General features: G+C 59.7%; 1 pseudogene. It reads left to right on the forward strand.

Going from position 1 to position 1,551, the window contains the following annotated elements:
• Nucleotides 1-745 precede the first annotated feature (745 nt).
• Nucleotides 746-1,551 (forward strand): annotated as a pseudogene (locus EOA33_RS41145) (IS630 family transposase); the annotation flags it as partial.

The following is a 1,551-nucleotide window of genomic DNA, read 5'->3' on the forward strand; positions in this document are numbered from 1 at the left end:
CCGCGGCCCGCTGACGCCGCCGGACCTGACCCCTCCCCGCAAACAACAGAGAAAAATTGTAGAGCCCAGCACCGCCGCTCTCCGCGGCGCTCGCTGCGCTCGTCCTCAAAACGAGGATGAGCAGCACCGACCCGCGCCAGTCAAGATGCGCCTCGAGCCTGGGCGCGGTGAGAGAAGCGGGTTAGGCCTTCGCAATAGTCTAGTGATGACAAGAGGTCAACACCACGTAAGTTCGAACAGTGAACAGCAGACATATGGTCTCCTCCTTCCGCTCAAGGGCAATTAGTTTCATCAGCGCGCAGCCGCGACATGAAGTACTACACCGTCGAATCCTGCAAAAATTGCGTTCAGCTCTTGCCCAGGCCGAGATTGGAACGCATCCGTATAGGAACCCGTCATAATAAACTGACCTTTTGTCAGTGCCTTTCCACGCTCGACAAGATGATTAGCGAGTGCAACAACCACATCGATTGGGTTTCCCGCAGGATGTCCACCCCGCGTTGATAAGACAATTTCATCGTCTACGCTCAACTCGACAGCGATCTCGGCGAAATCATGCGTTTGCCATAGTGAATTCGATGAACCGAGGATTACGCCGCAATTTCCTAAACTGTCGGCGAGGAGGTGAGGCGAAGGGGATTGGAAGGATTCAACTAAATTATACCAACGGTCTAGGGCGCTGACTCTTTCGTGATTTTGTGTCGCAGGTGGACCGTGATTCCCTGATGCCGAAGGAGATTCGGCGATGGGTTCAGCGGTGAAATTACGGGATGACTATTCGGCGAGCGAACTTCGACGCCTTGCGCGGGCTTCGAAGGATGTACGGCAGAGCAGCCGGCTGTTATCGATCGCGGCGGTTCTGGACGGGATGAACCGAACCGATGCGGCGCGGATCGGCGGGATGGATCGGCAGACGCTGCGCGACTGGGTGCACCGGTTCAATACTGCAGGCCCCGACGGTCTTCTCGATCAGTGGTCGCCTGGTCCGCTGTCGCGGCTGTCCCCAGAGCAGCAGAGCGAATTGGCTGCGATGGTGGAGACAGGGCCGGACCGTGCCGTTGACGGCGTCGTGCGCTGGCGGCGCATCGACCTGAAGCGCGTCATCAAGGAGCGCTTCGGCGTGGACTACGACGCGCGCTATGTCGGGAAACTGCTGCACAAGCTCGGCTTCTCGCACATCAGCGCGCGCCCACATCATCCGGGCCAGGACGCCCATATTGTCGAGGAGTTCAAAAAAACTGGCCACGCACGCTGAAGGCGCATCTTTGCGACCTGCCGCCGCGCACGAAGGTGGAGCTTTGGTTCCAGGATGAAGCCCGCATCGGCCAGAAGAACGGCATCGTGCGGCAATGGGCAAGGCGCGGCACCCGACCCCGCCAGCCGGCCGATCAGCGCTACAAGAGTGCGTATCTGTTTGGCGCGATTTGCCCGGCGCGCGGCGCCGGGGCCGCTCTGGCCCTACCCTTTGCCGACACCCAGGCCATGCAACGCCATATCGACGAGATCAGCCGCCATGTTGAAAAGGGCGCACACGCTGTGCTCGTCATGGAT

This window comes from Mesorhizobium sp. M4A.F.Ca.ET.050.02.1.1 (assembly GCF_003997725.1).
Taxonomy (GTDB): Bacteria; Pseudomonadota; Alphaproteobacteria; order Rhizobiales; family Rhizobiaceae; genus Mesorhizobium.